We start from the raw sequence: 24947 nt of genomic DNA on the forward strand, positions 1-24947 counted from the left end.
TGTATTAAAAAATCATTTTTGGCGGGGCTTCGCTAAGCCCCAAACTTCCATTTCAACCGTAGTGATGCATTGCGGCCCATGTCGTCGGTGTAGTAGCGGAAGCGGTTCAGATAATCCCGGTAAACGGTGTTGAACACATTTTGTACATTCACCCCGATTTCCAGTTGTTGTTTGTCGGAGATTTTCAGCGTCGCGCCGGCTTGCAGGCTCCACAGCGAATAGGCTTTCGGCGGAGGCATGAAATCGCTGTTAGCGGGAACCCGCTTTTGCTCCGCTACCAGCAGGTTACCGACAGAAATAAAGCCATCTTTCCATTTGCCGCGGTCGGCGAACTGGTATTTCAATGCATTGTCGAGCCGGTTGGGCGGGATCATCACCAGGTAACCATCATTACGCTCGTCGTACACACGCAGGTACGTGAGCTTGCTCGAAACCGTCGTGCGCTTCACAAATTCCCAGCTTCCCGACACGTCGATGCCTTTGAACGAAGCGTCGGTTTGGGTGTATTTAAAGTAAGGAAATGCGCCACGGATGGTCAGAATCGGCTCGGGCTGTGGTTTCAAGTATATAAAATCAAAAATGTAATTGTAATAACCACCCACTTCCAGGCTCCATTTCGGCGCTAGGTATTTCACGCTGGCAATGGAATTGAGGGCTTTTTCGGGCTGCAAGCTGGCATCGCCTTGCTCGTAAGCAGCTGCGCCGTGGTGCACACCGTCGCTGAACAGCTCGCTCACGTTCGGCGCGCGCCAGGTCGTACCCACGTTCACACGCGCGGAAAAGCGTTCGGAAAAGTTGCGGGTAGCGCCCGCAGTGCCCGAAAAGTTGCCGAAATCGAAATGGTTGGCGATCTTTTCGCGGTTCACGATCCGATAGGTTTTCAACGTCCGGTAATCATAACGCAGGCCTGCTTCGAGCTCCCACTTGCTGGTCACGAGCCGCTCAATCCAGAATAGCCCGATATTGAACTGGTTAAAATTTGGGATCAGCGGACGGCCGCTCATGAGGTTGTATTGGTACAATGTACTCACGCCAACCTGTCCGCTGATTTTCCCGGCAACGGGCTTGTGGTCCCATACCACGTCGTTTGTCAATGAAGTGAGTTTAAATGACAGTTCAGGATGGTTCAGTGCCGCTATGCTGTCGTTCCGCGGGCGGTGCAAATCGAACTCGTTGCGGTTGTTGTACTGCCGCGCGATCGTCCATTGCAGTCGGTTGCCATCGTTGAAATGGTAATGCGTTTCGGCTTTCAGCAATTCGTGCGTCGCATTCTGGTTAGGCCGGTTGATGGCATAACTAAAACCCGATTTGATGAGCGGCTCGCCATGCTTGATAACGTTGAGTAAATCGGTGACGCTCCCAATGTGCGACCCCGAGAAAATGCCTATTTGTGTGTCGAAACGACTGTAAAATACATCAATGCCCAAACCTTTGTGACGGTAACCGGCTGCGAGCGAGAAGTTGTTTTCGCTAATCCCGGTGTTGTCCAGAAAATAATTCGGCGTGCGGATGTTCCCGCCCCGCTTGATCGTGCCCTGCGCGCGCCAGCCAAACCCTTTGACAAAATTCAGCCCGCCTTGCACCGTGCCGGATAATACGCCCTGCCGCCCATTGGAAAAGCCAACCGCATTCAGTTCACCGGTAATGGGTTTATCCACCGGCAGCTCTTCCGGCTCTACCAGTATCACCCCGCCGATCGCGTCGGAGCCGTAGCGCACACCAGCAGCGCCCTTCACAACGGAAATGCGCGTGGCGATGAACGGGTCGATTTCCGGTGCGTGTTCCGAGCCCCATTGCTGGCCTTCCTGACGAATGCCGTTGTTCATGATCAGCACGCGGTTGCTATGCAGGCCGTGGATGACGGGTTTGGCGATGGATGAGCCGGTTTGCAGCGTCGTCACGCCGGTCACGCCTTTGAGGCTTTCGCCGAGCGTCTGGCCGCGGGTTTTGTCCAAATCTGCACCCGAAATCATGGTCAATGGCTGGGAAGAAGGCGCATCAGTTCGGTGTGCGGTGATCTCCACATCGTGCAAATGCACTTCCTGTTCGAGCAGATTGAAATTCTCTTCATGCCCGGCCGTCAGATCCACTTTTTGCTGAAATGGATTGTAGCCGATAATGCGGCATTCCAGCGTATAATTGCCCGGACAGAGGTTTTTGAGCTCGTACCGGCCATGCTCGTCCGTAAAAACGCCGTTGCTCTGGCCTACGATAAGTACCGTCGCGCCGATGATCGGCTGGCCGGTGTGCCGGTCTTTCACAATACCTTTCACAAAGCATTCGCAAGCCGGCTTTTGGGCCAGGGCCATCAGCGAATGGAGTGACAGCACTACGGTGAGCAGCAAATAACGGGCAAATGGCATTGGTGTCGGGTGCGAGTGGGCTTTCTTTGTGTTACAACGTTGCAAAAATACGATCATTGCAACTGTGTTGCAATTAAAATCCGGAAGTATTTCATCAAATTTTCAGACGGTTAAGCACTTAAATGTAAATTTGTGCAACATTTTGCCGCTTTAATACATTGTCAGACCTTTTGCTAGCCAAGATTGCCCTTATGCCGCCGCTCATTGCCGGTGTAACGCTGGCTGTCCGCAAATGGGGCGAGGGGCTGGGCGGCTGGATCGGCGGATTTCCGTGGGTAGCCGGGCCGATTTCTTTCTTCATCGCGTTGGAGCACGGGGCTGCATTTGCCGCCTCCACCATCACTTCCGCATTGCTGGGTTCTGTCGGGACGATGCTCTTTGCATTGATTTACGCATTTCTCTCGGCGCGGATGAAGTGGCTGCCTACCGTGCTGATCAGCTACGCGGCATTTTTTGTAGTGGCATTAATCGCCCTGGGACGCGACATTTCGATGCCGGCAGCCGTAGGGCTCAATCTGATCGTGCTTACACTGGTTTTGTATTTTTTTCCAAAACCAAAATCAAAACCTGACTTTAAAAAACAGCCTTCCTGGGATATTCCGCTTCGGATGCTGGTTGCTACATTTTTCGTTGTAATGCTCACGCAGGCGGCCGACTACCTTGGCCCGACTTGGAGCGGAATCTTGACGCCTTTCCCGATCATGACTTCCACCCTGGCCGTTTTTACGCATTCGCAGCAGGGCTCCGACGCAGCCGTGCGTATTTTGTATGGTCTGCTGCTGGCGGGTTACGGCTTCGTAGCGTTCCTGGTAGGTGTGGCGTGGCTCGTTCCACAAATGCCCATTGCAGCGGCCTACGGCATTCTCACGATCTCGACGATGGTGGTGAATGGGATTACAATAAAACTGATCCGCTAGCATAGCCAACGGACCAGTTTTGGAAACCCTTTTTATTTGTTCTCCTTGAAAAGCTTTTTGGCTTAAACCCTTTCCAGTTTTACCGGATAGGTCTTCTTCGCGTTCCACTGGCACACGTAAATGTTGTGATCGTTATCCACGCACACATCGTGGCAATGCATGAAAATCGGTTTTTCCTGCACCATCAGTTGCAGTTCGCCGTTTTGGTAAGTCGGCTTGGTGCCGCCGGGGTTGGATATAACCTTATTGGATTTGTCGAGAATCGTTACGAAACCTGAGTTTGGGGTCTGGTTCAAATAGCGCAACCGCGACCAGCAGACGCCCGCGTACAGCGTGTCGTCCTTGAAAACAGGGCGGCAGACGAATGCGCCGGGCAGGAAGATTGTGCTGAGGTATTTGCCGTCCAATGTGAATTTCTTGAATGCATTGTGCGCGCGGGAGGTTACGATGAGCGTCGGGTTGGCCTTGTCGCGGGAGTCGATTGCGATGCCGTGCGCGGTGGAGAATTGCGCGTCGCCGTCGCCCGAGCCGCCGAACTTGTCGATGAATTCGCCCTTGGGCGTGTATCTCAAAATCCATTGTGAGCCGTAGCCGTCGGCGATGTAAATGGTGCCGTCGGGCCCGATGGCCGTTTCAGTCGGTTTGAAAGGGTCGTTTTCCTTATAAGCTCCTACTTTCGAAGGATGCTCGATTGTAAGCAGGATTTTACCTTTCAGATCGGTTTTGAAAACCTTTCCTATGTTCGGATCGCTGATGAAAAGGAATTCTTCGCCATTGGCATTCCAGAGCGTGAGCCCGTGGCCGCCGGGAAACTCGTGTCCCCAGCTTTCAAGCAGCTTGCCCGAGCGGTCGTAGATCAGGATGTTGTTTTTAATTTCATCCCCCACCATAATGAGCCTCCCTTTGCTGTCCTGCACCATTTCGTGGCAGTTGTTCACCGGAAACTGCGAGGCATCCAGGTTGCCCCAGCCCTGGTGGACTTTGTATCGGTGGTTACCGTGCCCAATCACTTCGCCATCCGCTTTGGGCCTGGCGTGCAGAATGTAAAATGGCTTAAAAGTAAGGGCGGCGGCAGTAGCGGCTGTGATTTTCGCGAACTGACGGCGGGAATGTGTATCGGACATGACCAGATCTTTATTTTGAGAAAGACCGCATGCCCGATTTCTTACTATTTCCTCTGGAATGGATTTAGTTAACCGGCCGAGTAGCGTTTTCCGTAGCGGTTGAGCCAGTCGAGCAGGCGGTTTACGTCCTGCATCCGGAAGAGCTCGCTGCCTGAATTCATCGTCGCCGCCGTTCCGCAGGCTACGCCCATCCGCACGGCTTCGCGGTAGGATTTGCCTTGGGATAATGTCCATACGATGCCTGCCAGCATGCTGTCGCCGGCTCCAACGGTACTTTTGGGCTGTACCGGCGGCGCGGGAATGTGCTCCACCTGGTCTTCGGTAACAAGCATGGCGCCCATCGCGCCCATGGATACGATCACGATCTCGCATTGCCCGCGTATGATGAGCGCGCGCGCGGCGTCGTCTACTTCGTCCATTTCGAGCTTATCCACGCCTACGAGTTCACTGAGTTCGGTGATATTGGGTTTCAATAAATAAACACCTGCCTCGGTGGCATAGCGCAGCGCGTCGCCGGAAGTATCCGCTATGAACCGCGCGCCTTGTGCGTGGGCGATGCGGGCGATCTGTCCGTAAAAGTCCGACGGCACGCCTGGCGGCAGGCTGCCGCTGGCAATGATGTAGGACGGCCTGGGGTCGAGCTCCTCCATGGTTTCGAGGATCGAGCGAACTTCGGTGGGCATCATTTCGGTGCCGGGCATCCCGAAGCGGTATTGAAAGCCGGTGCTGGTTTCGAGCACGTGGAAGTTCTCACGCGTCCATTGCTTGGTTTCGATCACCATTGTTTCCACGCCTTCGCTTTTGACGAGCTTATGCAGGCGCTGACCGGTGGGGCCGCCTACGGTAAAAATGGCGATCGGATTGCCGCCCAGACGGTGAATGGCCTTGGCTACGTTGATACCGCCGCCGCCCGCTTCAAAATTCGGTGTTTCACAGCGCAGTTTGTTGTCGGGAACAATGCGCGGAACGTTGGAGCTTTTGTCGAGCGCGGGATTTATTGTAAGTGTTACAATGGGTCCGGTAGCCATAGGAGTACGATGTCTGGTGAACTATTTTACGCGAATAAAAGAAAAAAAGCGATTCTCCCTGCGTTCATGTTGCATTCGCTGCAATTTCTTCACAATGCCTCCGTTTGGCGAGCGCCTAATATTGTTCTTCCAAAACACTCCGGCCGCCATCGATCACGAGCACTTGTCCGTTGGTGAACCGGGCGTGATCGGATAGCAGATATACCGCCGCTCCATCCAGGTCAGCTACGGCCGAGGTGTCGGCGGAGATTACATTAATGCGGATTTCGTAGGGCGCATATGCGGCAGCAGCGGATTTTGAAAAGCCCAGAATGGCTGCTTTGGCAGTTGCGGCACCCTGGCCGGCCTGGTTTTGATCGTTGGACGGAACGTCGGGGCAGAGGTTCAGGATGCTTCCGCCTTTGTTCATGCCCATGAAAGTGCGCACGGCCGCCTGGTTTGACAGCATGAGTGACGTGAGGTTATGGTCGAGTGTTTTTCGCCAGCCTTCCATCGTGAGGTCGTGCAGCGGCGCATCCGCTACCGGTTCGCCGGTTTCCTCAGGCACGTGATATAATGCATCGAAACTTCCGAATTCCCGGATGCACAGCTGAATGGCGTCCAGTGCCATTTGCGGCTGCGTGGCATCTCCCCGTTTGGCTCTTGCATTGCTTCCCAGGTTCAGTTCCGCCAGCAGACAGCTCTCCGGGTTGCGCCCCACTACCACCACGTTCGCGCCATGCCGGACAAAGGCCTGGGCCGCAGAAAGGCCCGCGCCGGTGGTTCCTCCGATGATGACGATTGATTTATTGTTAAGCCAGGTTTCCATTAAAATATATAGCGTTTTAATGTAAAAGTAGGACTATTGGTATAAAAAAAGAAGCGCCCTGCTCCATCAACAGAAGCAGGGCGCGTATTACAATGCTAATGCAATGACAACTAGGCCACTGAGCGCAGCAATGCCATCGAAGATTTTTCGAATTTATCTTTCGCATAGTCGAGCGAGAGGGTGAATTCCTTCACCTCCTTCTGCGACGGCAGATCGAACATCGCGTCGGTCATGATCGACTCGCAGATCGCGCGCAGGCCGCGGGCGCCGAGTTTGTAGATCATCGCCTGGTCCACGATGTAATCGAGTACCGCATCTTCGAAATGCAGGGTGATGCCTTCCATGGCGAACAATTTGCTGTACTGGCGTACCAATGCGTTTTTAGGCTCGGTGAGAATGCGACGCAATGTCTCGCGGTCCAGCGGGTTCAAATGCGTGAGTACGGGCAAGCGGCCGATCAGCTCGGGGATTAGTCCGAATGATTTAAGGTCCATGGCAGTCACGTAGCGCATTAAATTACCCTTATCAAAAATCTCGATAATGCGGTTATCTCCATTGAAACCGATCGGACGGGTGTTGATCCGCTTTCCGATGTGGCGCTCGATGCCGTCGAATGCACCACCGCAGATGAAGAGGATGTTTTCGGTATTCAAAGAAATCATCTTCTGGTCGGGATGCTTGCGGCCTCCTTGCGGCGGCACGTTCACGATTGAGCCTTCGAGGAGTTTCAGCAATGCCTGCTGTACACCTTCGCCGCTCACATCGCGGGTAATGGACGGGTTGTCCGACTTACGGGCAATTTTATCGATCTCATCAATATAAACGATACCGCGTTCCGCCGCTTCCACATTATAGTCTGCCGCTTGCAGCAGGCGGGTCAGGATGGTTTCCACATCTTCACCCACATAACCGGCTTCGGTTACCACGGTGGCATCGGCCACGCAGAATGGAACTTGGAGAATGCGCGCGATGGATTTCGCGAGGTAAGTTTTGCCGGTACCGGTTTCGCCTACCATGATAATGTTGGACTTCTCGATCACAACGTCGTCCTCGGTCGCAGCCTGGTTGAGACGTTTATAGTGATTATATACAGCCACCGCCAGCGAGCGTTTCGCTTCATCCTGGCCGATGACATATTGTTCGAGGAAATGCTTGATTTCAGCGGGAGGAATGGGTTTCAGTTTCGGAAGTTTCGATTTCTTTTCTTTCTTGTCCTCCTTCGGTCCCAGCTCTTCGGTAACTACCTGGTGCCCCTGGGCAATGCAGTGGTTACAAATGTGAGCGTCTATCCCGGAAAGAAGCAAATCCACTTCGCTTTTCTTACGTCCGCAGAACGAACAACTTACTTGTGCCATCGATTCGATTTAACAGTTTGGTGAATGTTTCCGGCTTGCATACAAAAGCCATACTAAACAAACGTGTGAGTCAATTTAACGCGAAGACTTGATTTTATGTTTCAAATCTTCCATTCTATTGACAATTAGCGGTTATCTTTTTGCAAATTTCCGGTTTTTTGACCGGGTTACCAAATCAAGCTTAGGCCATATACTAAAAACGCCCCGACAGCGAGCTACCGGGGCATTTTCTGAAAGGCTGTTCAATTTATTTATCGCGGGTAAGCACCTCGTCGATCAAGCCGTATTCTTTTGCCTCCAATGCTTTCAACCATTTGTCGCGGTCGGAATCCAATGCGATCTGCTCTGGCGTCTGGCCGGTGTGGTGGGCAAGGATTTCATACAGTTCGTGGCGCAATTTCACGATTTCGCGGGTGGTGATCTCGATATCAACCGACGTTCCCTGTGCGCCGCCGGATGGCTGGTGGATCATCACACGAGCGTGCGGAAGCGCCGAGCGCTTGCCTGCCGCGCCGCCTGCGAGCAACACCGCACCCATCGAGGCCGCGAGGCTGGTACATACCGTCGCTACGTCGGGACGGACATATTGCATGGTGTCGTAAATACCCAAACCTGCGTAAACCGAACCACCAGGGCTATTGATGTACATCAGGATGTCTTTCTTAGGATCTGCCGATTCGAGGAAGAGTAGCTGGGCTACAATGATGTTGGCGATATTGTCGTCCACGCCGGTGCCCATAAAAATAATGCGGTCGGCCATCAGACGGGAGAATACGTCGACCTCGCGGAAGTTCATCGGGCGTTCCTCGATTACCGAACGGGTCATGTTTTCAACAGAGTGGTTCATGTAACCGTCTACGGTCAGACCATTCATTCCCAGGTGGTGAACGGCATATTTTCTAAATTCATTTCCGTAATTCATCGAAAAATTTAAATTTTAATTTATCAATAGTTAAAGGGCAACTGAGTGCGAGAACAAAAAGCAATATAGGTTAGTTTCTGTTTAAAACGCCGCAGGTTCCCCGGTTGCATGGCACAAATTTGACTAATTCACCGAATAATCCTTGTCAATTTCGGCGACAATTTATCGAAAAATGCGACAGTCAGCAGCCATCATAAAAGATTACATTGCAGCATAAAAACGTTGTACCACGCATTATAATCGGACATTATGAACGTGACATCCAATTTATCAGAGAAAATAAGACAGATAAGACTGCAAAAAGGCCTTTCTCAGGAAAATATGGCAGACATGCTCGGGCTATCCACGACAGCTTACGGGGACATTGAACGCGGCCGCACCGAACTATCGGTTTCCAGGTTGGAGAATGTGGCCAAGCTGCTCGACGTGCCGCTGCCCGAACTGCTCGGCATTGATAGCTCCATGTCCGAAACGGAATGGCTCCGGCAGGAGAATACCCGCATACTAGCAGAAAACCGCCGGTTGCAAAATGAGCTGGACCAATGGAAAATGAAGTTCCGGCAATTGTTCGGCGACGGCATTATCCGCCAGATAGGAGAGGAGCGCCCGCGCATTGGTTTTTAATGCGAAGGGTTTAAATAAAAAAACACCGCCCGGTTACCCGAGGCGGTGAAAAAAAATGCTATTTCTGAAAACTAGGCTTCTGCTTCAACTTCGCCTTTCGCCAGTTTTTCGAATTCTGATACTTCAACAGTTTGCTCGTCGGTGCTCACCTGGCCGCGGATTACTTCCAGAACCTTGTTATCAAACACCTGGTTGAACACGCTCGTATAGTTATCCCGTTCCTTATCGGCCAGGTAACCTTGTGCCACGCGGTCGATGGTTTCACGCATTGATTCGTCGTCGCCGTAGATACCGAACTGACCTTTTACCATTTCGCGGGTAAATGCCAGGATTTCAGGATATTCTACTTTCACTTCCGACTGGTCGGCGATTTTGTTTTTGATCAGGCTCAGTTTCAGAGATTTTGCGAAATCAGCGAATTGCTCGTCGATTTGTTCGCGGGTGAACTTGCCTTCGTTGGTGCGCTCTAACCAGTTTTTGAGGAATTCCTCAGGCAACTCGATTGAAATGCTGTCCAGCAATGCCAACTCGATGTCACGGCGAAGCATGGCTTCCGTTTCGCGCTCGTAGTTGCTTTTGATGATTTCGAGCACCTTCTCGTTGAACTGCTCTTCGTTTTCAACCTGACCCGGGCCGAGTACTTTATCGAAGAATTCCTGGTTCAGCGTCGCAGGCGCCGAGCGCGTCACGTCTTCTACGGTCAGGGTGTATTCGCCTGAAACCTCACCAACGTCTTCTTTTTTCTTACCGGTTACGTGGGCAATCGCCGACTCGTCGGTAAATGTATCCTTAATGTCGAAAGTGATCACATCACCTTTTTTCACGCCGATGAACTTCGCAGCGGCTTCTTCCTTCACCTGCTTGGTAGGGATGGCAGTGCGCGTGGTGAATTCGTCCTGTTTCAGCTCACCGAAGATCATATCTCCCGCTTCGCTTACTTCGGGGTGAATGCTGTCGGCGAAACGCTCGCGGAGGCTGTCCAGCGTTTTGGTCAGCTCGTTGTCGTCTACATTAATGCTGTAACGCTTCACGGCCGGCAGCTCGCTCAGGTTTACTTCGAAATCCGAAGCGATACCGAGGTCGTAGCTGAACTCGAATGAGCTTGGGGTGTCCCAGTTCACTTCCGCCGCTTTATCGCGATCGGGGATGGGGTCGCCTACCACCTGCAATTTGTTCTCGCGGATGTAGTTGCTTACTGTGGTGCTGAGGATGTTGTTCACCTCGTCAACCAGAATGCTCTTACCATACATGCGCTGGATCACATGGGATGGTACTTTGCCAGGACGAAATCCTTTCAGGTTCACGCGTTTCGAATAATCCTTGATCGTCTTATCAACTTTGGGCTGATAATCTTCCTTGGTCAACGTTATTTTCAGAGAGGCTAAGGTCGGCGAACTCTTTTCTAACAAAACTTCCATGTGTCGCTAAGCTATTGGTAAATACCTTTGTTACATTTGAACAGAAAAAAACAAAAATGCCCTCAAAACGAAGTCCTGAGGGCATTTGACGGGTTTCAATACTACGGAGCAACTCATTTTCCCAGCTAGAAGAGGAATCTGACGCCCCGTCATTCCCTTGTATTTCGTACGGGCGGAGGGAATCGAACCCCCACGCCTTGCGGCACTAGATCCTAAGTCTAGCACGTCTACCAGTTCCGCCACGCCCGCTTACTTAGTCCCGTTTTCAACACGATCGTCGAATTGGGAGTGCAAAGGTATTCCTATTTTTTAAAAACATCCAAACTTTTTCCAAAATTTTATCTTTGGGTAAAACCATGTTGAAAAATGTCGCTAAAATTTGTTATTTTGGTGAAGCATACCAATTAGAATATAGCAGTGGAGCAACTGGTTGAATCCCTCAACATTGACCTGGAACAGGAGCGTAAGGATATCCTCAAAAAATACCGCCGGCTTTTAAGAACAGCTAAGCCATTTTTAAAGGATAATGATGCTAAATTAATCAAAAAAGCCTTTTATACTTCCGTTGACGCGCATAAGGACATGCGCCGCCGGTCGGGAGAGCCATATATTTACCACCCGCTCGCGGTGGCGCAGATCGTGGTTGAGGAAATCGGGCTGGGTACCACCGGCATCGTGGCGGCATTGCTGCATGATGTGGTGGAGGATACCGATATGGGGATCGACGATATTGAAAGACTTTTTGGAAAAAAAGTCGCGAAAATTATCGACGGGCTGACCAAAATTTCGGGCCGTTTTGAATACGGGTCGTCGCAGCAAGCCGAGAACTTCCGCAAAATGCTGCTCACGCTTTCGGACGACGTGCGGGTAATCCTCGTCAAGCTCGCGGACCGCCTGCACAACATGCGTACGCTCGACAGCATGCCGCGCGATAAGCAGCTCAAAATCGCTTCCGAAACGATATTCATCTACGCGCCGCTTGCGCACAGGCTGGGTTTGTACAGCATCAAGTCGGAGCTGGAAGAATTGTATTTGAAATACACCGAACCCCAGGAATACCGGGCCATTGCGAGGAAGCTGAGAGAGACTAAAAATACCCGTGACCGCTTCATTTCGAAGTTTATGGAGCCGATCGCGCAGGACCTGGAATCGGTGGGGTTGAATTTTATCCTCAAAGGCCGTCCCAAATCAATATACTCGATCTGGAACAAAATGCGGAAGCAGAGCAAGCCGTTCGAGGAAATATATGACCTGTTCGCAATCCGCATTGTGCTCGAATCGCCGCCGGAAAGCGACCGCGAAAAGGCGATCTGCTGGCAGGCGTATTCCATTGTTACCGACCATTATAAGCCCAACCCGGACCGTTTAAAGGACTTTTTGAGCACGCCGCGGGCGAATGGCTACCAATCCCTGCACTCCACGGTGATGAGCAAGAGCGGCCAATGGGTGGAGGTGCAGATCCGCACCTCGCGCATGGACGAGATCGCCGAGAAGGGTTACGCCGCGCACTGGAAGTACAAGGGAAATGATACCAAGGTGAAAGGTAATATCGAAACCTGGATCACCCAGGTGCGGGAAACATTGGAGAATGGATTTGGGGACAAAACGGCCGCTATCGAGTTTCTGGACGAGTTTCGCAGCAACCTTTTCAATGAGGAGGTATTTGTATTTACCCCAAAAGGCGAGCTGAAAGTATTGCAGGCAGGTTCAACTGCGCTGGACTTTGCATTTGACATTCACTCCGAAGTAGGCGCGCATTGCATGGCCGCCAAAGTGGGCGGTATCCTAGTGCCGATCAGCTATGTGCTAAACAATGGCGATCAGATCGAGATCATCACGTCCGGCAAGCAGAAGCCGAACGAGGATTGGCTGCGCATTGTGGTCACTTCCAAAGCCCGGGCGCGGATCAAGGATTTTCTGAAAGAGGAAAACCGCCGGTACGAAACGGATGGGCGCCAGTTAGTGGAGAAAAAGTTGAAAATACTGGGCGTGGACGCCACCGCGGAGGTAATGAACCAGCTCCGGGCGTTTTTTGAATGCAAAACGACGACGGATTTCTTTTACCGCATCGGCAAAGGCTACATTCCCATCGACGACCTCAAACGCTTCAAGCGCGACCGCGATGCGAAGGAGAAAAAGGCCGCCGAGAACGGCGCAGCGAGCAATACACCGCCCGCAGCCGGCAGCGATGGCAAAACGCTGACCAAATATTTGAAACAAATCCACGGCGACCGTGCAGATAATGACATGCTGCTCATCGGCGACGATATGGATAAAATAGATTACAAGCTAGCTCAGTGCTGCAACCCGATCGCCGGTGACGACGTGTTCGGCTTCGTAACCATCAACGAAGGCATTAAAATACACCGCACCACCTGCCCCAATGCGGCCGAGCTGATGTCCAAGCACGGCAACCGCATTATCAAGGCCAAATGGTCGGGTAAGGAAGAGGCGTTCCTGGCGGGGCTGTACCTTTCAGGCACCGATCGCGTCGGCCTGGTGAACGATGTCACGCGGATAATTTCCAACGAGCTGCACATCAATATGCGCGGGCTCACGATCGATACGAAAGACGGCGTTTTCAACGGCGATATCAAACTTTATGTGCAGGATACGAGGCACCTGGACATCCTGATCGCCAAGCTGGAACAGGTGGAAGGCGTGTACAATGTGCAGCGTTTCGACACCAACCTGGGCGGCAAGTGACCATTTTGAACCATTGCCGCTCCAATATGTTATTGAATTGGTAATTAATGAGGTAGCAGCACTAAGCTTGCGAATGTGAGAGTGATTTAAGTAAAAAAGCGTATTTTCGCGCAAGATTATCAGAGATATGCCACAAGCCAGCAAACCAAATTTCGAGGCCGCTAAGAAAATATTAACGGCTTACCTGGAAAATAAGGGACTTCGTAAAACGCCCGAGCGCTTTGCGATTTTGGAGGAGATTTACACCCGGGAAGATCATTTCGATGTAGATGAGCTGTACATCAGCATGAAGAACAAGCGCTACCGCGTAAGCCGTGCCACCGTTTATAACACGCTCGACGTGCTCGTGGATTGCGACCTGGTTACCAAGCATCAGTTCGGCAAAAACCTGGCGCAATTCGAAAAATCGTACGGTAACAAGCAGCACGACCATTTGATTTGTACAGATTGTCATAAAGTAATGGAATTCTGCGATCCGCGTATCCAGTCGATCCAGAACATGGTAGGGGAAATGCTGAATTTCAGCGTCATGCACCACTCGCTTATTTTCTACGGAAACTGCAATAAGGAAAATTGCCAGAACCGCACCGATGCACCGCGGGAAACCGCCGTTTTCGAAGACAGATAATTATCACGATCAGGCCCGGTAATGCACCCATTACCGGGCCACTTACACCATATAAGTTTCAGTAATCCAATATTTGAATGAAAGTTGACGTACTACTTGGTCTTCAATGGGGAGACGAGGGAAAAGGAAAAATTGTGGATGTCCTGGCGCCGCGCTATCAGGTTGTAGCCCGTTTTCAGGGTGGCCCTAATGCCGGACACACATTGGAGTTCGACGGTATCAAACACGTGCTGCACCAGATTCCGTCGGGGATTTTCCGCAGCGATATCCAGAATATCATCGGAAACGGCGTCGTGCTCGACCCGGTTGTTTTCAAAAGAGAAATTGAAGGCCTTGCGAAATACAACCTCGACCTGATCAGCAACCTGTTCGTGTCGAAAAAAGCTTCGCTGATCGTCCCTACCCACGCCCTGCTCGACGCCGCTTATGAGCGTTCGAAAGGTGATTCCAAGATCGGCTCAACTTTGCGCGGAATCGGTCCTGCTTACCAGGATAAAGTTGCCCGCCTCGGCTTGCGTGTAGGAGATATTCTTTCTCCGAATTTTGCAGCCAAATACAAAAAACTCGTTGATGCCCACAAGGTTATCCTCGATTTCTATTCGTTCGATTACTCGGAGACATTGCCGGCGGCAGAGGGAAAATTTACGGATGCCATCGAATTCATGAAGCAATTTACGCTCGTGAACAGCGAATATCTCGTAAACGACGCATTGACAGAAGGTAAAACCGTGCTCGCGGAAGGCGCGCAAGGCTCATTGCTCGACATCGATTTCGGTTCATACCCATTCGTAACCAGCTCTACCACCATGACTGCCGGTGCTTCTACCGGATTGGGCATTGCGCCGCGTCAGATTGGGGAGGTGTTTGGTATTTTCAAAGCTTACTGCACGCGTGTGGGAAGCGGTCCGTTCCCGACTGAATTGCATGATGAAACCGGTGAACAGATCCGTCAGGAAGGCCGCGAGTTCGGTGCTACTACCGGTCGTCCGCGCCGTACCGGCTGGCTCGATCTGCCTGCATTGAAATACGCAATCATGATCAACGGCGTAACGCAGCTGATTATGATGAAAGTAGACGTGCTGACCATTTTTGATAACATTAAAGTGTGTACCCACTACCGCCTCGCGGATGGTACGCTCACCGACCAACTGCCTTACGACCTTTGCGACGAGGCTGTTGAACCGGTTTACAAGGATTTCAAAGGCTGGCAAACTTCCCTGGACGGCGTTCGTGATTTCGACGCAATCCCAGCGGAACTGAATGCCTACGTGAAGTTTCTCGAAGAGGAATTGAACCTGCCAATCACATTCATTTCAACCGGTCCAGACCGCGAAGCGCTCATCAGCCGGGAAGCGGCTGCCGCGCAAGCTTAGGGGGAAATCCAGAATAATGGTACTGTCAGCCTGAGCGGAGTCGAAGGCGTCCACGCAAGACGCCTTCGACTCCGCTCAGGCTGACAGTCGTTTTAAGACAACAAGTTCAAAACATCCTCCCGCGTCAGCGATTTAATAAACCCTTCCTCGCTCGAAATCAGATCATCCGCCAGCTGCTTTTTGGAGCGCTGCAATGCGAGGATTTTCTCTTCCACGGAGTTTTTAGTAATAAACTTATAAGTGAATACCGTCCGGTCCTGGCCAATGCGATGCGCGCGGTCCACGGCCTGCGCTTCGATGGCCGGGTTCCACCACGGATCGAGGATGAAAACGTAGTCTGCCGCGGTGAGGTTAAGGCCTAAGCCGCCGGCTTTGAGGGATATGAGGAAAATCTTGATATTTTCGTCGTTCTGAAACGATTCTACCTGCTCCTGCCGGTCACGCGTGGCGCCGTCGAGGTAGGCATAGTTGATCTCCTTTTCATCGAGGTAATGCCGGAAAAGGTCGAGGTGTTTAATGTATTGGCTGAAAATCAATATCTTATGATCTTCGCTCATGACCGTTTGCAGCTTGTAAAGGACGTCCTCGAACTTGCCCGAGTCGTGTGCATATTCCGGATCAACCATGACCGGGTGGTTGGCAAGCTGCCGCAGCCGGGTAAGGCCCTGTAACACCACCAGCTGGGATTTGGACATACCTTCCGAATCGATGCTTTGCAGGATGAGGTTGCGGTAATAGGCCTTTGCCTCTTCGTACGCTTTTTCCTGCTCGCCCGACATGTCACAGTATTGAATGCTCTCCACTTTCTCGGGAAGATCCGTCGCAACCTGCGATTTTAACCTCCTCAATATGAATGGCTTGATGAGATTGTAGAGTCTCTTCGTTTTCTCCTCGTCGCCTTTCTTTTCGATCGGAACCTGAAATTCATCCCTGAAAAACGTCTGACTGCCCAGTAATCCCGGGTTTACGAACGACATTTGCGACCAGAGATCGAGTGTGTTGTTTTCAATGGGCGTGCCCGTCAAAACAAGCCTGTGGGCCGAATTGAGCCGTCTTACAGCTTTGGTGATGATCGACGACGGGTTTTTAATCGCCTGCGATTCGTCGAGGATCACATAATTGAACCGGTAATCCTCCATGAGGTCGATATCCAGCCTGATAATGCCGTAGGAGGTCAAAATGAGGTCGTAGTGATCAAACTGCGCCGTGTCCTTCTCGCGGTTCGTGCCGGTGTACAAGAGCACGCGCAGGTCGGGTGTGAATTTGCTCGCTTCGAGCTGCCAATTATAAAGCAGTGAAGTAGGCATGATGAGGATCGACGGGCGATCGGCGCCACCTTCCTTTTCCGATTGCAGCAAAGCGAGCGTTTGTACCGTTTTTCCCAAACCCATATCATCGGCCAGACAGCCGCCAAACCGGTATTGTTTCAAAAAGCGGAGCCAGTCATAACCCGTTTTCTGGTAAGGGCGCAAGATGCCCTGGAAATGATGGGGGGCCTCTGCGGGCTCTATTTGCTGGAAATTGCGAAGGTTTTCGAGCTTCCGGCTGATCACCGCTGTCGCCAGATTGTCCTCTTTTAACTCCTGAACCAATGCGAGATGATGCATGCGCAGGCGCAGCTGGTCGTCGTCGTCGTGGCTGCTTTCCGTGAATGAAAAGAACTCCGAATATTTGGTAAACCACCATTCCGGAATGACGGCTATTTCACCGCTGGGAAGCAGAAATTCCTTTTTCCGGTTCAGAATGTAGTTGCGAAGCTGAATAAAAGGAATCTCAAATTCGCCGAACCGCACTTTGGCATTGATATCGAACCAATCGCGGCCTTCCTGGATCGAAATATCTAGTGACGAATAGCCGAGGAAATAACGTTTGGCATCGGCGGTGTTTTGCCGGACGCTGATTCCGCTCGCATCGAGCGCGATCGCATTGCCTTGCAGCCAGCCGAATGCCTCCGATTTCGGCATCTGGACCTTCCCGTTACGGATATTAAGGCCCATGTCTTTCAAAGTCCGGACATGCTGGCCTTCGGTTTCGATATTTCTTTTAACCTTATTGAAAAAATACTCATTGCCCCTCTTTTCCATGTGCACGCTCGAAGCGTGCGCGAAGCTGTCGTAATGGAAAGAAAAGCCGGCATATTGGAACGAGAGCTCGAATGTAACGTCGTTGTCTTCTTCTTCGAGCACTTCCACGTCCTCGCTGTCCTGGAAAAGCACGGTCGATTTTTTAGGGTTCGCCGTTGAATATTCGGAGATCGTAAGGATCGTTTTGGGGACCGACGACACGTTTCTGATCTCAAACCCGCGGGCTACCACATCATAGGAAGCAATGAGCGGCGCCACAAAGCGGCCATAATACTGCTCCTCGACCTGCCCGGGAATGGCGATAAACTTCTTCGCCAGAAATGGTTTGATCTTCTTGCCGTCCACATTGCCTTCGAAGTGGTACAAATGGCCGTCCAGCACGAGCCAGGCGGGATCTTCGCAGATCAGGAATGCATTTTTGTACTGGAAATCCAGCTTCTGCATTTTGTGGCGGATCGTCGGGAAGTAATGCGTATTATCCTCATTCCGGATGAAATGGAAGCGGATGGTCGCCTTTTCGGGCTCCCAGCTAACGGGCTTCCACAGCGGGTTGCCATCGTTACCCATGATGAAAATCTCTTTCCCATCCAGCCTTTCCAGAATGCGCGATTTGCAGTTTTCGAGGTAGCCGGCGATCGTCTCCTGAACGGCCTTGTCGCCTTTTTGCGGGTCATACACTTTCAGGAAGAAATCGACCGCATTCAGTTTTTTGGGATTATATTTTTTCAAAACGGCATCCTGCTGGATGTCGTCGATGAGCTTAACGAGTTCAAAATCCCGGGTATCGAGCCCGGACCGGAACTCTTTGATATTTTTGGAAGAAATATTTTGAATCTGAAACGAAAAGTCGCCCTGGCTGGTCAGCTGTACCACAAAGGCTTCGAAGATATACCCCAGATACTCATGGTTAAGAATTGAATAGACAATTTTAAACGGCTCTGCGGGAGAAACTTTCATTATGGTATCGTTGGCTGAGATTCGTGTTGATGCCGAAAGAGCCCTCGCGGAAATGAGCAGGGAACTTTCCATTTGGGAAACTTCAAATATAAATTAAATGGGGCCGAAAAGAAAGGGGCATTTGGCCGTTTCCTAAAAAATGTTGTAGAATAAATTGGATTTTCGAGGGGCGAAGATGTTGCCCGGGCGGCCTGTTTAAATCAAATGCCTCTCACCGCGAAGTAAGAGGCATGGGTACCGGGGACGGGAATCGAACCCGTACGGGCGTTTCGGCCCACAGGATTTTAAGTCCTGCGTGTCTACCAGTTCCACCACCCCGGCAAGGCCAGGTACCAGTACCAGTGAAGAGAAAAAAAGCACCGTCTCCGGTGCTTTGCTCTCTCTGAGCGAAAGACGGGGTTCGAACCCGCGACCTCGACCTTGGCAAGGTCGCGCTCTACCAGCTGAGCTACTTTCGCGTATTTTTTGTCTAACCGTTTCCGATTATTGTGGTGCAAATGTAGGGACGTCTCCTATTTGACGCAAGTTTTTGGGGAAAATATTTTCACAAAAAATCTCGGCAAAACATTAACAAATTGTAAATCAATCGGTCGGGCGCTGAAAAAAAATTAATGCAAAAGTGCTTCCGGGTGCGGATAGGGGATATTCTGATTCAACGCCTGTTCGTCAGTGCTGAATTTGCGTAATGTTCGCATCATTTACCGTCCGTCCGATTTCACCTTTCCACATCATATTTTGCTTACCTTTGCCTCCTTTAAGCCGTTGACGCCGGGAACCGCCGGCATGGCCCGGTTTTAGTATGAGCTCGGCCCGTCTGTTCAAACCTAAATTAGCTTGTTCATGTTTTCTAACGAAGTGCTGTTTTTTGGAGGTTTTATTCTGGTAATCAGCGTAATGCTGTTGCTCGACCTCGGGGTTTTCAACAAAAAGGACCACGTGGTCAAGTTTGGAGAAGCAGCCGCCTGGACTGTCGCCTGGATAGCGCTGGCTTTGGCGTTTTACCTGATCATTAATACACATGGCGACCTCGTACACGGAATGGACAGTTACGCGGAGCTGGAAATCATAAAAAATAAATATGCCCCTCATCTGAAGCTGGTGCCCGGGGATTTCGCGGAAAGCCTCGAAATCTACCGGAAAAACATGTCGCTCGAATTCATTACCGGCTATTTGCTGGAATATGCGCTGTCGGTCGACAATATATTTGTGATTATCCTCATCTTCTCGTCGTTCGGTGTAAGGCCCAAGTATTTCAAAAAAGTGCTTTTCTGGGGCGTTTTGGGTGCTATTGTGATGCGGTTTGTGTTCATCTTCGTCGGTTCGGCGCTAATGCAGCGTTTCGAATGGATCATTTACATCTTCGGACTTTTGCTCGTTTACCAGGGTGGCAAGATATTCTTCGAAGGCGGGGAAGAAGAGAAGATCGATCCTGCGAAACACCCCGTCGTGAAGTTCGCTTCCAAATACCTGCCCGTGTTCCCGCGCTACGTGCGTGAGCATTTCTTTGTGCTGAAAAAGGGCAAATGGATGGTAACGCCGCTGTTTGTAGTGGTGTTGATCGTCGAGTTTACCGACCTCATTTTCGCGGTCGACTCCGTGCCAGCGGTTTTTTCGGTGACCAAAGATCCCTACGTGGTATTCTTCTCCAATATCTTCGCCATCATGGGCTTGCGGTCGATGTTCTTCTTCCTGAGCAATATCATGGGGCTTTTCCGCTTCCTTAAATACGGCCTCGGTGTGCTGTTGGTCTTTATCGGAGGCAAAATGCTGGCGCATCATTACCTCGAAACCATCGGGTTCAAAACGGTGTATTCGCTGTACGTGATCCTGGGTATCCTCGCGGTGAGCATTCTGGCGTCGGTTATTATTCCGGAAAAAAAGGAGGTGGGAGACGAGGTGTTATCCAATAGTTAGGCGTCAGGCAGCGTTTTGAGTACCTATGAGCCGGATTCTTAAAGCCTATCTAAAACGACTTACCAACCTCAGTACCCGCAACAAGTCGCTGTTACTTACAGCCTTGTCCGCCGAACAATTCCTGGATTTTCACGACACCGATTTCCTGCTGTCGAAGCCGTCGGTCGACGTCCTGAAACAGGTAGTTTCGGGCAAAGGCCGGGTTGCCTTGTGCGACATGGCCGATCCGCGGTTCGAGAAAGTGAACGAAACCAGCCGGCGTTTGCGCAAAATAGTGCGCACGGAGCGGTTTATCGAAGAAGAAAGGGGCTCGCGCGACTTATATGTAGGGTACCCGTTTATCAAAGGCAAGCTGTCGGACGGCACGCCCATTCACGCGCCATTACTGTTTTTCCCGGTAACGTTGCGCCTCGACCGCGAGCAATGGTGCCTCTTTGAGCGCGACGATAGCAGTGTGGCGCTAAACCAGAGCTTTGCGCTGGCCTACGGGCATTTCAACGAAACCAAAATTCCGGACGAAGTGCTGGAAAAGTCGTTCGAGGATTTCCCGGACGACTTCCTCGAATTCCGGACGCAGCTCTATGAATGGCTGAAAACGACGCCTTTCAAAATCAACTTCAATCAGCAGCTTTTTGAGGATAAGCTCGTTGCATTCTCCGCTGAGAAAAGCGCAGACATTGCAGCTAATGAACGCAATGGCGAGCTGAAACTCTATCCCGAGGCTGTTCTCGGCATATTCCCACAAGCTGGATCATACCTCGTTCCCGATTATAACCGGCTGCTGGATTTGGCTGATGATCCGCATTTCAACATTCCGCTGGTCGGTTTCGAGGCCTATCATGCCAGTGAAAGCGGTCCGCAGGAGCCGGCAGGTGACGTGCGGCCGACCAGGGAGGAGGATATGCTCACGCCTTTCGCGATCGACGAGTCGCAGGAGGAAATTATGCTGGCGGTGAAATCGGGACGGTCGGTGGTTGTGCAGGGGCCGCCGGGGAGTGGAAAATCACAGCTGATTTGTAATCTGATCGCCGATTTCGCTTCCAAAGGCAAGCGTGTGCTGCTGGTGTGCCAAAAACGGGCGGCGCTGGATGTCGTTTACCAACGTCTGGCCACGACCGGCATGAAGGATTTTACCGGACTCATCCATGACTTCAAAAACGACCGGTCGGCATTGTATGCGCAAATCGCCTCCCAAATCGAAAAGGTTGAGGCGTACCGGCAGCAGAATTACAGCCTCGACTCGGTTTTTCTCGAACGACAATTTACCCAGGAAAGCCGGGCAATTGATAAAACGGTGTCCGAACTCGACAGTTTTCGGGCTGCATTGTTTGATGAAAACGAATGCGGGGTGAGTATCAAAGAGCTGTACCTCACCAGCGACGCGCAGGCTCCTCACGCGGACCTGCGACCGTACTACCGTCATTTTCGGATAGATGGTTGGGACGGTTTCAAGCGGCATTTGAAAACCTATTCCGACTATGCTTTCCTGATCCGCCCCGGCCATCCGTGGCGGACGCGCCGGAGCTTTGCGGCATTCGGGATTGCGGAGCTGCGGACAATGGAGAATATGCTTTCAGAATGGCCGGCCGCAATGGAGAAGCAGCGCCTTGTATTTGAAGCATTGTCGGGGCAACCTTTTTCCAAAGCATACCTGTCGAATCGCAAGCAGATTAGCGAGCGCCTGGCCGACATTACCGATCTGCTTACAGAAGAAACGTCGTGGAAGCTGGTTGAAAAATATGTTGATTCTCCCATTCAACCGCACGAACGGCTGGCATTGGTACGGCAGGCGGTGGATGCTTTGGAGGGATTCATTAATGAAGAAGGCATTGAAATGTCCTTGCCGGTAGATCAGCTGGGTGCTTTTGGGATCATGCTCAAAAAGTCGCTCGAAACAAAGCAATCTGCGGTTTCAGGGTTTTTCTGGGATGTTTTCAGCAAAGAGAAGAAAGAAATCGAGCGGGTGGCATCGGCCAATGGCCTCACTGTTTCCCTCGACCACTTAATGCGGCTCGAAGCGCGTTTGCGCAATCGTACCCAACTCGAATCTTGGCTGCGGAATGCCAGTGTGGGTTTTGAATCAGCGCTTATCGATGATTTTTCGGCCAACCGCGCTGAGGCATACCTCTCTTTTTTCCGTTCGGCAGAACGCGCGGCGGATGCGGTTGCACGTATGGATGCGGGCATTTGGAAAGTGGTTTTTCATGAAACCGTCCGAAAGAGCGGCCAGCTAACAGATTTTGCAAACACCATTCAAAATCTGGCGCAATGGTTGCAAGTGTGGGACAGAATGGAAAAAGCGATGCTGTCCTACCTGTTGCCGGAGCAGATTACTGCGCTGGTGGACGATCCGGCGTACAGCGGCATCTTGCTCGATTCGCTGCGGAATGACTTCGATTCACTGGCCGATATGGACCGGCTTTGGGAAGAAATGTCGGAAACACAGCGCGGCGCTACGCAGGCTACGCTTGCCAAGTGCGGAGAGCTAGGCTTCTCCCAGTCGCAGCAAGCCGTTGATTTGTTTGAAAATAGCATCAAACTGGCCTGGATCGAGCATATTGAAACCAAATATCCCGCATTGCGCTCCGTTACGTCGCTCAAAATGCAGCAATGGGAGAGCCAAATTCAGGGTAGCATTACCCTGAAACAAAAGCTGAGCGCCGACATCTCGAATATCAAACTGCGGGAAGCGACCTATGAAGACGTCGAAAAAAACAGGCTCGGTAACCGGGTAACGTATCGTGAACTGGGGCACCAGGTGACGAAGAAACGCAAGATATGGCCGATCCGAAAGCTGCTTGAAAGCTATGCCGACGAGGTTTTTGCGCTCATACCGTGCTGGATGGCGTCGCCCGAAGCGGTTTCCGCCATTTTTCCGATGGAAAGCGGATTGTTTGACCTGGTGATTTTCGATGAGGCCTCGCAATGCTATGCCGAATACAGTTTGCCCGCGGCGTTCAGGGGTAAGCAATGGGTGGTTACCGGGGATAGCAGGCAGCTTTCGCCGAGCGATCTTTACCGCGTGCGGTTCGAAGATAGAACGGAAGACGAGGAATACTTCGCCGCCATTGAAATAGAATCACTGCTTGACCTCGCAGGGCAGTCGCTCGACCATTACCAGCTTACAGGCCATTATCGTAGCCTGTCGCTGGATCTGATCGATTTTTCGAATAGAAACTTTTATAAGAAAAGTCTCAAACTGCTTCCTGATTTTCATAAAGTGAACGACCGGGAACCCGGTATCGAATACATCAAAACGGAGGGTAATTGGAAAAACAATACCAATGCCGTGGAAGTGGAGGAGGTGCTGCGGCTCGTGCGCCAGCTTGGCGAAAGTGGCAAAAGTATCGGCGTGGTGACTTTCAATTTTTACCAGCAGGCCGCCATCCAGGATGCGCTGGAAAAGGAAACCACATTACCGCAGGGCCTTTTTGTGAAAAATATTGAAAACGTGCAGGGCGATGAGCGCGATGTGATCATTTTCTCGATGGGCTATGCGCCGGATGAGAAGGGCCGCATTTCAATGCAATTCGGCAGTTTGAATATGCAGGGAGGCGAAAACCGCCTGAATGTGGCAGTAACGCGCGCGCGAGAGAAGATCTACTTCATTACGAGCCTGTGGCCTTCACAGCTGCAAACCGAAAGCACAGCGAACGAGGGACCGAAGCTGCTCCGGGCGTACATGGATTATGCATTGCAAGTGTCGGAAGGCAGGTTTGTGCCGGCGCCGCTTGCTACCGGGCAATTCCGCTCGGAATGGCTGCTGAAAGAGCGGTTGGTGAAACAAAACGAAGCGTTCCGTAAGGAGCTGCCTTTCGGCGACATTACCGTAAAAGAAGAAGGGGCCTACAAGGGCTTGGTTCTGACGGACGACGATCTTTACCATTACAGCAAGTCGTCCAAAGAGCCTCACGCTTATTTGCCCCTTCTGTTGCGGATGAAAAACTGGCCGTTCAGGCGTGTTTACAGTCGCGAATATTGGTCGGGAAACCTGAAAAACGGTTTGTTATAGTTCCTTGATGCGGATGTTGCGGTAAGAAACTTTGTCGCCGTGGTCCTGCAATGCAATCTTGCCTTTGGAAGAAGCACCGAAGCCCTGCCAGGTTTTGAACTTGCTGTTTGCAACGAGTTTGTCCCATTCAGCGCCTTGTGTAGGGAATTCAACCACTTTTTTGCCGTTCAGCCAGCTTTCGCCTTTGCCGCCTTTGATCACGACTCTCGCCTTGTTCCATTCGCCCGCAGGTTTTACGGCCGAGAAGTCGGAAGGAGGGAGCATGTCGTACAATGAACCGGATTTGTGGTTACCTTCTTTACCGGCTTTCGCATCGGGGTGTTTCACATCGTCGAGCACCTGGATTTCGGGGCCGGTAGAGTAGGGGCAGCAGTATTTCTTGTCTTCTACGACGTGGTAAATGATCCCGCTGTTACCTCCTTCTGAGATTTTCCATTCGAGTTCGAGTTCAAAATCGCCGTATTCTTTATCAGTTACGAGGTCTTTGCCGCCTTTTTCAGCCAGTACCACTGCACCGTCTTCGATTTTCCATTGAGGCAGGACTTTATCTTGCTGCCAGCTGTGCCAGCCGTTCAGGCTTTTGCCGTCGAAGAGGGTTACCCACTTTCCTTTTTGCGCTTCTGCGTCATTTGAAAAAGCCAGCGCGGCCAGGGCGAGAACGGACGCTTTTCCGAAAGCCTTCCATTTTGTACAATTCATGTTTCGCTTGTTAAA

16 protein-coding genes and 3 tRNA genes are annotated in these 24947 nt (G+C 51.4%); 7 read left to right on the top strand and 12 right to left on the bottom strand.

Annotated elements, in window-relative coordinates:
- Positions 1-32 precede the first annotated feature (32 nt).
- On the bottom strand, positions 33-2363 hold the full coding sequence (locus tag DFER_RS22745; RefSeq protein WP_015814010.1) for a TonB-dependent receptor: 2331 nt from the start codon (positions 2361-2363) through the stop codon (positions 33-35).
- Between the two features lie 170 nt (positions 2364-2533).
- Between DFER_RS22745 and DFER_RS22750 the strand changes: the two genes are divergently transcribed.
- Positions 2534-3280: a hypothetical protein gene (locus DFER_RS22750; RefSeq protein ID WP_229206085.1), complete on the top strand. Its 747-nt coding sequence runs from the start codon at positions 2534-2536 to the stop codon at positions 3278-3280.
- 62 nt (positions 3281-3342) lie between these two features.
- Here the strand turns inward: DFER_RS22750 and DFER_RS22755 are convergent, their stop codons facing one another.
- The 5 genes from DFER_RS22755 to DFER_RS22775 form a co-directional block, all read right to left on the bottom strand.
- Positions 3343-4404, bottom strand: a complete 1062-nt coding sequence (locus DFER_RS22755; protein WP_015814012.1) for a 6-bladed beta-propeller — start codon at positions 4402-4404, stop codon at positions 3343-3345.
- 68 nt (positions 4405-4472) lie between these two features.
- Complete coding sequence (locus DFER_RS22760; protein ID WP_015814013.1) at positions 4473-5432, bottom strand: 1-phosphofructokinase family hexose kinase; 960 nt, start codon at positions 5430-5432, stop codon at positions 4473-4475.
- Between the two features lie 115 nt (positions 5433-5547).
- Positions 5548-6240 carry an SDR family NAD(P)-dependent oxidoreductase gene (locus tag DFER_RS22765; RefSeq protein ID WP_015814014.1) on the bottom strand — a complete coding sequence of 231 codons (693 nt, stop codon included), beginning with the start codon at positions 6238-6240 and terminating at the stop codon, positions 5548-5550.
- A 110-nt stretch (positions 6241-6350) separates the two neighbouring features.
- Positions 6351-7595, bottom strand: coding sequence for an ATP-dependent Clp protease ATP-binding subunit ClpX (gene clpX, locus DFER_RS22770; protein ID WP_015814015.1), 1245 nt, complete (start codon positions 7593-7595; stop codon positions 6351-6353).
- 247 nt (positions 7596-7842) lie between these two features.
- Positions 7843-8517 (bottom strand): ClpP family protease, encoded by a 675-nt coding sequence (locus DFER_RS22775; RefSeq protein ID WP_015814016.1) that lies wholly within the window; start codon positions 8515-8517, stop codon positions 7843-7845.
- Between the two features lie 321 nt (positions 8518-8838).
- On the opposite strand from DFER_RS22775, the gene DFER_RS22780 reads away from it, so the two are divergent.
- The gene (locus tag DFER_RS22780) at positions 8839-9141 is read left to right on the top strand and encodes a helix-turn-helix domain-containing protein (RefSeq protein ID WP_229206086.1); all 303 of its coding nucleotides are present in this window, start codon (positions 8839-8841) and stop codon (positions 9139-9141) included.
- Between the two features lie 71 nt (positions 9142-9212).
- Here the strand turns inward: DFER_RS22780 and tig are convergent, their stop codons facing one another.
- On the bottom strand, positions 9213-10559 hold the full coding sequence (gene tig / locus DFER_RS22785) for a trigger factor (protein WP_015814018.1): 1347 nt from the start codon (positions 10557-10559) through the stop codon (positions 9213-9215).
- Positions 10560-10726: 167 nt separating this feature from the next.
- A tRNA-Leu gene (locus DFER_RS22790) sits at positions 10727-10808 on the bottom strand.
- Positions 10809-10976: 168 nt separating this feature from the next.
- Between DFER_RS22790 and DFER_RS22795 the strand changes: the two genes are divergently transcribed.
- The 3 genes from DFER_RS22795 to DFER_RS22805 all read left to right on the top strand — a co-directional run bounded on the left by DFER_RS22795 (position 10977) and on the right by DFER_RS22805 (position 15266).
- On the top strand, positions 10977-13265 hold the full coding sequence (locus tag DFER_RS22795) for a RelA/SpoT family protein (protein WP_015814019.1): 2289 nt from the start codon (positions 10977-10979) through the stop codon (positions 13263-13265).
- 127 nt (positions 13266-13392) lie between these two features.
- A complete protein-coding gene (locus tag DFER_RS22800) occupies positions 13393-13893 on the top strand; it encodes a Fur family transcriptional regulator (RefSeq protein ID WP_015814020.1) in 501 nt (166 codons plus the stop codon).
- A gap of 77 nt (positions 13894-13970) precedes the next feature.
- The gene (locus tag DFER_RS22805; RefSeq protein ID WP_015814021.1) at positions 13971-15266 is read left to right on the top strand and encodes an adenylosuccinate synthase; all 1296 of its coding nucleotides are present in this window, start codon (positions 13971-13973) and stop codon (positions 15264-15266) included.
- 92 nt (positions 15267-15358) lie between these two features.
- Here the strand turns inward: DFER_RS22805 and DFER_RS22810 are convergent, their stop codons facing one another.
- From DFER_RS22810 to DFER_RS22820, 3 genes are all read right to left on the bottom strand, one after another.
- Positions 15359-18307 carry a DEAD/DEAH box helicase gene (locus tag DFER_RS22810; RefSeq protein ID WP_015814022.1) on the bottom strand — a complete coding sequence of 983 codons (2949 nt, stop codon included), beginning with the start codon at positions 18305-18307 and terminating at the stop codon, positions 15359-15361.
- A gap of 235 nt (positions 18308-18542) precedes the next feature.
- Positions 18543-18628, bottom strand: a tRNA-Leu gene (locus tag DFER_RS22815).
- A gap of 64 nt (positions 18629-18692) precedes the next feature.
- Positions 18693-18765: transfer RNA gene (locus tag DFER_RS22820), tRNA-Gly, on the bottom strand.
- A gap of 382 nt (positions 18766-19147) precedes the next feature.
- On the opposite strand from DFER_RS22820, the gene DFER_RS22825 reads away from it, so the two are divergent.
- Both DFER_RS22825 and DFER_RS22830 read left to right on the top strand, forming a co-directional pair.
- A complete protein-coding gene (locus tag DFER_RS22825) occupies positions 19148-20221 on the top strand; it encodes a TerC/Alx family metal homeostasis membrane protein (RefSeq protein WP_015814023.1) in 1074 nt (357 codons plus the stop codon).
- Positions 20222-20246: 25 nt separating this feature from the next.
- Positions 20247-24233, top strand: a complete 3987-nt coding sequence (locus DFER_RS22830; protein ID WP_015814024.1) for an AAA domain-containing protein — start codon at positions 20247-20249, stop codon at positions 24231-24233.
- Here the strand turns inward: DFER_RS22830 and DFER_RS22835 are convergent.
- The gene (locus DFER_RS22835; RefSeq protein ID WP_015814025.1) at positions 24228-24932 is read right to left on the bottom strand and encodes a 3-keto-disaccharide hydrolase; all 705 of its coding nucleotides are present in this window, start codon (positions 24930-24932) and stop codon (positions 24228-24230) included. The genes DFER_RS22830 and DFER_RS22835 overlap by 6 nt on opposite strands.
- Positions 24933-24947: the final 15 nt, after the last annotated feature.

The organism is Dyadobacter fermentans DSM 18053 (assembly GCF_000023125.1).
Taxonomy (GTDB): Bacteria; Bacteroidota; Bacteroidia; order Cytophagales; family Spirosomataceae; genus Dyadobacter; species Dyadobacter fermentans.

Coding starts and splice junctions, on each gene's coding strand:
- DFER_RS22825 (WP_015814023.1), top strand. CDS start 19,148: ATGTTTTCTAACGAAGTGCTGTTTTTTGGAGGTTTTATTCTGGTAATC.
- tig (WP_015814018.1), bottom strand. CDS start 10,559: ATGGAAGTTTTGTTAGAAAAGAGTTCGCCGACCTTAGCCTCTCTGAAA.
- DFER_RS22800 (WP_015814020.1), top strand. CDS start 13,393: ATGCCACAAGCCAGCAAACCAAATTTCGAGGCCGCTAAGAAAATATTA.
- DFER_RS22765 (WP_015814014.1), bottom strand. CDS start 6,240: ATGGAAACCTGGCTTAACAATAAATCAATCGTCATCATCGGAGGAACC.
- DFER_RS22810 (WP_015814022.1), bottom strand. CDS start 18,307: ATGAAAGTTTCTCCCGCAGAGCCGTTTAAAATTGTCTATTCAATTCTT.
- DFER_RS22755 (WP_015814012.1), bottom strand. CDS start 4,404: ATGTCCGATACACATTCCCGCCGTCAGTTCGCGAAAATCACAGCCGCT.
- DFER_RS22760 (WP_015814013.1), bottom strand. CDS start 5,432: ATGGCTACCGGACCCATTGTAACACTTACAATAAATCCCGCGCTCGAC.
- DFER_RS22745 (WP_015814010.1), bottom strand. CDS start 2,363: ATGCCATTTGCCCGTTATTTGCTGCTCACCGTAGTGCTGTCACTCCAT.
- DFER_RS22805 (WP_015814021.1), top strand. CDS start 13,971: ATGAAAGTTGACGTACTACTTGGTCTTCAATGGGGAGACGAGGGAAAA.
- DFER_RS22835 (WP_015814025.1), bottom strand. CDS start 24,932: ATGAATTGTACAAAATGGAAGGCTTTCGGAAAAGCGTCCGTTCTCGCC.
- clpX (WP_015814015.1), bottom strand. CDS start 7,595: ATGGCACAAGTAAGTTGTTCGTTCTGCGGACGTAAGAAAAGCGAAGTG.
- DFER_RS22830 (WP_015814024.1), top strand. CDS start 20,247: ATGAGCCGGATTCTTAAAGCCTATCTAAAACGACTTACCAACCTCAGT.
- DFER_RS22775 (WP_015814016.1), bottom strand. CDS start 8,517: ATGAATTACGGAAATGAATTTAGAAAATATGCCGTTCACCACCTGGGA.
- DFER_RS22780 (WP_229206086.1), top strand. CDS start 8,839: ATGGCAGACATGCTCGGGCTATCCACGACAGCTTACGGGGACATTGAA.